This is a genomic window from Aquabacterium sp. (genome assembly GCF_021768455.1).
Lineage (GTDB): Bacteria > Pseudomonadota > Gammaproteobacteria > Burkholderiales > Burkholderiaceae_C > Aquabacterium.
Genome location: NZ_JAIZVX010000203.1, coordinates 1 through 5782, shown reverse-complemented (window position 1 = coordinate 5782; position 5782 = coordinate 1). Strand labels below are relative to the sequence as shown.

Below are 5782 nucleotides of genomic sequence, written 5' to 3'. Positions count from 1 at the left end.
GCCGACGCCTTCTTCGACTTCGACAAGGCTGTGCTGAAGCCCGAAGGCAAGGCCAAGCTGGACGACCTGACCGACAAGGTCAAGGGCCTGACCCTGGAAGTCATCATCGCCGTGGGTCACACCGACTCCAAGGGCACCGATGCCTACAACCAGAAGCTGTCGGTCAAGCGTGCTGACGCCGTCAAGGCCTACCTGACCAGCAAGGGCATCGAAGCCTCGCGCGTCTACACCGAAGGCAAGGGCAAGTCCCAGCCGGTGGCCGACAACAAGACCGACGCTGGCCGCGCCAAGAACCGCCGCGTTGAAATCGAAGTGGTGGGCACCCGCGCCAAGTGATTGGCCTGGTGATGCCGGGTCTTGCGACCCGGTGACCACTCAAAAAACCCCGCCTCGGCGGGGTTTTTGCATTCTGGCTCGGCGCTCAGACCAGGCTGACGTTTTTGCCGGACAGCTTTTTGGCCAGTTGGGTGGCCAGGCGGTTGGTGAGCCCGTAAATCGACAGCTGGGGGTTGGCGCCGATGCTGGTCGGGAAGAGCGAGCCATCGTGCACCGAGAGGTTTTGCAATTGCCAGTGGGTGCCGTCGGGCTGGACCACGCCCAGGCGCTCGTTGCCACCCATGCGGCAGCCACCCATGACGTGGGCGCTGCCGCCGCCGACGTAGTAGGCCTTCATCTCGAAGGCAGAGATGGCCGCCTTGGCTTGCGCCCAGCTGGTGTAGTGGCGGCCTTGCTCGTGCAGGGGCAGGACCTTTTGCGCCCCGGCGGCAAACTGGACCTCGGCCATGCTGAGCAGGGCCTGCTTGAAACCGGCCAGCACGTAATCGGTCAGGGGGTAGTGCAGCAGCGGTGAGCCATTCACGTTGAGCAGGACCTGCCCGCCCGTGGATTCCGGATGGAAGCCGTCGCGCAGCAAGGCCAGCATCATCTGGGTGTTGGGGTAGTGCTGGAAGCGTTCTGCCAGGGTCTGCCCATGTCCGCCCAGCAGGATGGAGGTCAGCCCCGGGTGCATGGGGGTGGCTTCGAGCTTGTAGCCGATGGGGCCATCCAGCGGGGCGTTGTGCACCCAGTGGTCGGAGTAAACGGATTGAGGGGCGCCCGTCCAGCCTTCGACCTTGTCGGGCATGACCGCCGATGAGAAGGCCACGGGGTGCAGGAAGGTGCGGCTGCCCAGCAGGTCGTGGGGATCAGGGGCCTTGGAGCGCTTGAGGAGGGCGGGCGAGTTGATGGCGCCCCCTGCGACCACGTAGTGCCGCGCGGTGACGCGCATCACCTTGTCGGAGGTGGTCTGGCCATTGACCTGGATGGGCACGCACAGCAGGGCGGTCACCTGGTCGCCACGGATCTCGAACTGCTGGGCACGTGTCTGGTAGAAGAGGCGCGCGCCCGACTGCAGGGCCGTGGGGAGGGTGGTCACCAGCATCGACTGCTTGGCGTTGGTGGGGCAGCCCATGCCGCAGGAGCCGATGTTCCAGCAGCCTTTGACGTTGCGCGGGATGAGTTCGGCGCTGATGCCCAGCTTCCTGGCGCCGGTGCGCAGGATCTCGTTGTTGGGGTTGGGCGGGGCTTCTTCCCAGCGGTGCATGTTCAGGCGGGCTTCGGCCTGGGCGAACCAGGGGGCCATGCCTTCGTCGCTCAGGTCCGTGAGGCTGAACTGGTCGCGCCAGTGGGCCAGGGTCTGGCTGGGGGTGCGGAAGGAGCTGGTCCAGTTGATGACGGTTGTGCCGCCCACGCAGCGGCCCTGCAGGATGGTCAGGGCGCCGTCGGCGGTGCGGCGGCCCGCGCCTTCCTGGTAGAGGTCGGCGTAGGCTTCGGACTCCTTCTGATTGAAGTCGCTGCTGGTGCGAAGGGGGCCTTCTTCGACCAACACGACGTCGAGTCCGGCCTTGGTCAGTAGTTCGGCCGTGATGCCGGCTCCGGCACCGCTGCCCACGATGACCACGTCGCATTGCACCTGCTCGGGCAGACCTTGGGCGCCGTTGCTGGCTTTCCAGCCGCGCGCGAGGCCCTCGCGGAAGGGATCGGGGAGCTTGCTCATATTTGAACGGGGCCAGGGTAGCCGGTGAGGTGCCAGTTGGCGCTGTTGGAGAAGAAGGCCATGCAGGTGATGGCGCGCACGACCTGGTAGGTCAGGCGGGTGCTGGGCAGGGGGTTCAGGCGCATGGACTCGATGGCGGAGGCAATCTCGTCTTCGGAGGCCTCGGTCCAGCGGGAGCCCAGCCCAGTCAGCATCTTTCGGGTGGGCAGGTTGCCCAGCAGTCCGGCCACCGCGTTGATCTCGACCTGCAACACGATGGGCATGCCCTGAAGAAAGCCTTCAACGTGCTGGAGGTGCTGGTTCAGGATGGCCTCGCGCGAGGTCGGATCCTTGGGCAACATGGCGCCCACGAATCCGATGGCGAGGCCGCGGAACACATCACGCCCGTGTTCAGTGAGCCTGCCGTCGCGCACGCCACGGTGCCAGAACACGAGGCCACCGAGGGTGGCGCCCACTGCGCCGATGGCCAGTGCAGACTTGAGGAACCAGCGTCGCTTGGGGGTGAGCGGGTGGTGGATGGCGCGGTCAACCATGGGGTTCACTTCCGTTGAGGGCGAGGTTCAAAGCAGAAACATTGTGAGTCACATTGCCTGGAATTGTGCCGCGCCGGACGCCGTGAGTCTGTCGAGACAAACGCTTGGACAGGTTTTGTCTCCCAGCAAATGAGGGGGAATCTCGCACGAAGAATGGGGTGGTACCAGGGATTACCCTTGTCGCGAACTGTTGCAGAATGCGTGCAGCGCTCCGCCGATGTCTGCGGTGCGACGGCATGTGCCTTGAACGTGAACTGAGACGAGGATGACGCGATGACGAGCTCCAAACCCTGGTTGGCCCACTATGAAGCCGGCGTTCCGGCGGAGATCAACCCTGGCGAGTACGCCTCTCTGGTGGACTTGCTGGACCAGTCGTTCAAGCAGTACGCGGGTCGCGACATGGCGTCGTTCATGGGGGTGCACTGGACGTACGAGCAGGTGGACGAGCTCTCTCACGCTTTTGCGGCCTGGCTGCAGGCGCGGGGTCTGGCCAAGGGGGCCCGCGTGGCGCTGATGATGCCCAACGTGCCGCAGTACGTGGTGGCCATCGCGGCGGTGCTGCGCGCGGGTTACGTGGTGGTCAACGTGAACCCGCTTTACACCCCACGCGAGCTCGAGCACCAGTTGAAGGACTCTGGCGCCGAGGCCATCGTGATCCTGGAGAACTTTGCGACCACGCTGCAGGAGGTCGTCAAGCGCACGCCGGTCAGGCACATCGTGCTGGCGGCCATGGGTGACCTGCTGCCCGGCCTGAAGGGCCCGCTGGTGAACTTCGTGGTGCGGCACGTGAAGAAGATGGTGCCGGCCTTCAGCCTGCCCAACACGGGGGGCATCCAGGTCACGCCCTTCAAGAAGGCGATCGCGCAGGGGCGGGCAGCCAAGTACAAGCGCCCCGATCTCAAGCCGGACGACATCGCCTTCCTGCAGTACACGGGCGGCACCACGGGCGTGTCGAAGGGGGCGACGCTGCTGCACCGCAATGTGGTGGCCAACATCCTGCAATGCGAGGCGTGGTTCAAGCCCGAGTTGAGCAAGCTCGGCAATGAGCCGCTGGTGGCCGTGTGCGCCTTGCCGCTGTACCACATCTTCGCGCTGACGGCCTGCTACATGATGGGCGCGCGCATGGGCAGCATGAACATCCTGATCGCCAACCCGCGCGACATCCCGGGCTTCGTCAAGACGCTCAAGGGCTACCGCGTGAACCAGTTCCCCGCGGTCAACACGCTCTACAACGCGCTGGCCAATGACCCGGAATTCGCCAAGCTGGATTTCTCGGGTCTGAAGGTGTGCAACGGCGGCGGCATGGCCGTGCAGCAGGCCACGGCCGACAAGTGGAAGAAGGTCACCGGTTGCACCATCGTCGAGGGCTATGGCCTGTCGGAGACGGCGCCCGTGGCCACGGTGAACCGACTGGATCTGGACGGCTTCAATGGCGCCATCGGTTATCCCTTGTCGTCGACCGAGGTCGCGATCCTGGACGACGACGGTGTCCACCAGCCCATCGGTGCAGTGGGTGAGATTTCCATCCGCGGCCCGCAGGTGATGGCCGGTTACTGGAACCGGGCGGATGAAACCGCCAAGGTCATGACCGCCGATGGCTTCTTCCGCACGGGCGACATCGGCGTGATGGACGAAACCGGTCTGGTGAAGATCGTGGACCGCAAGAAAGACATGATCCTGGTCTCGGGCTTCAACGTCTACCCGAACGAGGTGGAGCAGGTGGTGAACATGCACCCGGCCGTGATGGAGTGCGCCGCGGTGGGCATCCCGGATGCGAAGTCGGGCGAGGCCGTGAAGCTGTATGTGGTGCGCAAGGACAGCACCCTGACGGAAGAGCAACTCAAGGCCTTCTGCCACGAGCAGCTCACGGGCTACAAGTGCCCCAAGCACATCGAGTTCCGCACCGACCTGCCCAAGACGAATGTGGGCAAGATCCTGCGCCGCGAGCTGCGCGACGAGAAGAAGGCAGCCTGATCGCCATCGCCTTTCAGGCCAGCCGCCGGGGTCACAGCCGGCGGCTTTTTTGTGGGCGCCCGGTGCGGGGCGCAGGCGTTCAATCGGGCAAGAAGAGGCCCTGCAGGTCGTTCAGGAAGTCGAAACCGCGGGCGGTGGGCCAGGCGTGGGCGAGGTCGCGTTCGAGCAGGCCCTGGGCCTCGGCCTGCGCCAGTGCCTGCTGGATGCTGGCCAGGGTGAGGCCGGTGCGCTCGCCGTAGCGTGCCAGCTCGAAGCCACCCTTGAGGCGCAGTGCGTTCATCATGAACTCGAAGGGGCGGGCCTTGAGCTCGATGGGGGTCTCGTTGGAGCAGGCCTCGCCTGCCAGGGCCTTGGCCATGTAGCTGGCGGGCTCGCGCCAGCGGGTCTGGCGCACGATGCGATCGGGGAAGCTGATCTTGCTGTGGGCGCCGGCGCCGATGCCGAGGTAGTCGCCAAACTGCCAGTAGTTGAGGTTGTGCTGGCACTGGTGGCCTGCGCGGGCGTAGGCCGAGACCTCGTAGCGCTGCAGACCGGCCGCCTCGGTGCGTTCGATCAGGTGGTCCAGCATGTCGAAGGCGGTGTCTTCGTCGGGCAGGCCGGATGGCGGGCGTGTGCCGAAGACGGTGTTGGGCTCCATCGTGAGGTGGTAGAGCGAGAGGTGCGGTGGCTGGAAGGCCAGGGCCTGCTGTACATCGGCCTCCAGGTCGGCCATGCTCTGGCCGGGCAGGGCGTACATCAGGTCGAGGTTGAAGGTGTCGAAGGCCTGTTGAGCCTCTTCCACCGCCGCGAGGGCCTGGGCCCGGTCGTGCACACGGCCCAGGGCCTTGAGTTTGGCGTCATCGAAACTCTGTACGCCGATGGACAGCCGGTTGACGCCGGCTGCGCGGTAGGCCTTGAAGCGCTCGCGTTCGAAGGTGCCGGGGTTGGCTTCCAGCGTGACCTCGCAGGCGGCTTCCATGGGCAGGCGGGCGCGGATGTCGGCCAGCAGGCGGTCGATGGCCTCGGGTGAAAACAGGCTGGGTGTGCCGCCGCCGATGAAGATGGTGTGCACCTTGCGGCCCCAGATCTGGGGCAGGGCGCTTTCCAGATCGGCGCACAGGGCGTTCAGGTATTGCGCCTCTTGTGCAGGGTTGGGGCGTTGCGCGCCGCCGGCCGCGTTGGCCTTGTGGCCCGGGGTCAGCTCGTGCGAGTTGAAATCGCAGTAGGGGCACTTCTTGAGGCACCAGGGCAGGTGCACGTA

The 5782-nt window shown here is 65.5% G+C and carries 5 protein-coding genes; 2 read left to right on the top strand and 3 right to left on the bottom strand.

Going from position 1 to position 5782, the window contains the following annotated elements; translation table 11 throughout:
• The coding region (locus QZ994_RS18405; RefSeq protein ID WP_290877086.1) for an OmpA family protein at window positions 1-336 on the top strand (336 nt) is incomplete at its 5' end.
• An 85-nt stretch (window positions 337-421) separates the two neighbouring features.
• Here QZ994_RS18405 and QZ994_RS18400 read toward each other — a convergent pair.
• Complete coding sequence (locus QZ994_RS18400) at window positions 422-2035, bottom strand: GMC family oxidoreductase (RefSeq protein ID WP_290877083.1); 1614 nt, start codon at window positions 2033-2035, stop codon at window positions 422-424.
• Window positions 2032-2568 carry a hypothetical protein gene (locus tag QZ994_RS18395; RefSeq protein ID WP_290877081.1) on the bottom strand — a complete coding sequence of 179 codons (537 nt, stop codon included), beginning with the start codon at window positions 2566-2568 and terminating at the stop codon, window positions 2032-2034. Before QZ994_RS18395 ends, QZ994_RS18400 begins: the two co-directional genes overlap by 4 nt.
• Window positions 2569-2841: 273 nt before the next feature.
• Here QZ994_RS18395 and QZ994_RS18390 point away from each other — a divergent pair, with 273 nt between their 5' ends.
• A complete protein-coding gene (locus QZ994_RS18390) occupies window positions 2842-4542 on the top strand; it encodes a long-chain-fatty-acid--CoA ligase (RefSeq protein WP_290877078.1) in 1701 nt (566 codons plus the stop codon).
• Between the two features lie 79 nt (window positions 4543-4621).
• Here QZ994_RS18390 and hemW read toward each other — a convergent pair.
• The coding region (gene hemW, locus QZ994_RS18385; RefSeq protein WP_290877075.1) for a radical SAM family heme chaperone HemW at window positions 4622-5782 on the bottom strand (1161 nt) is incomplete at its 5' end.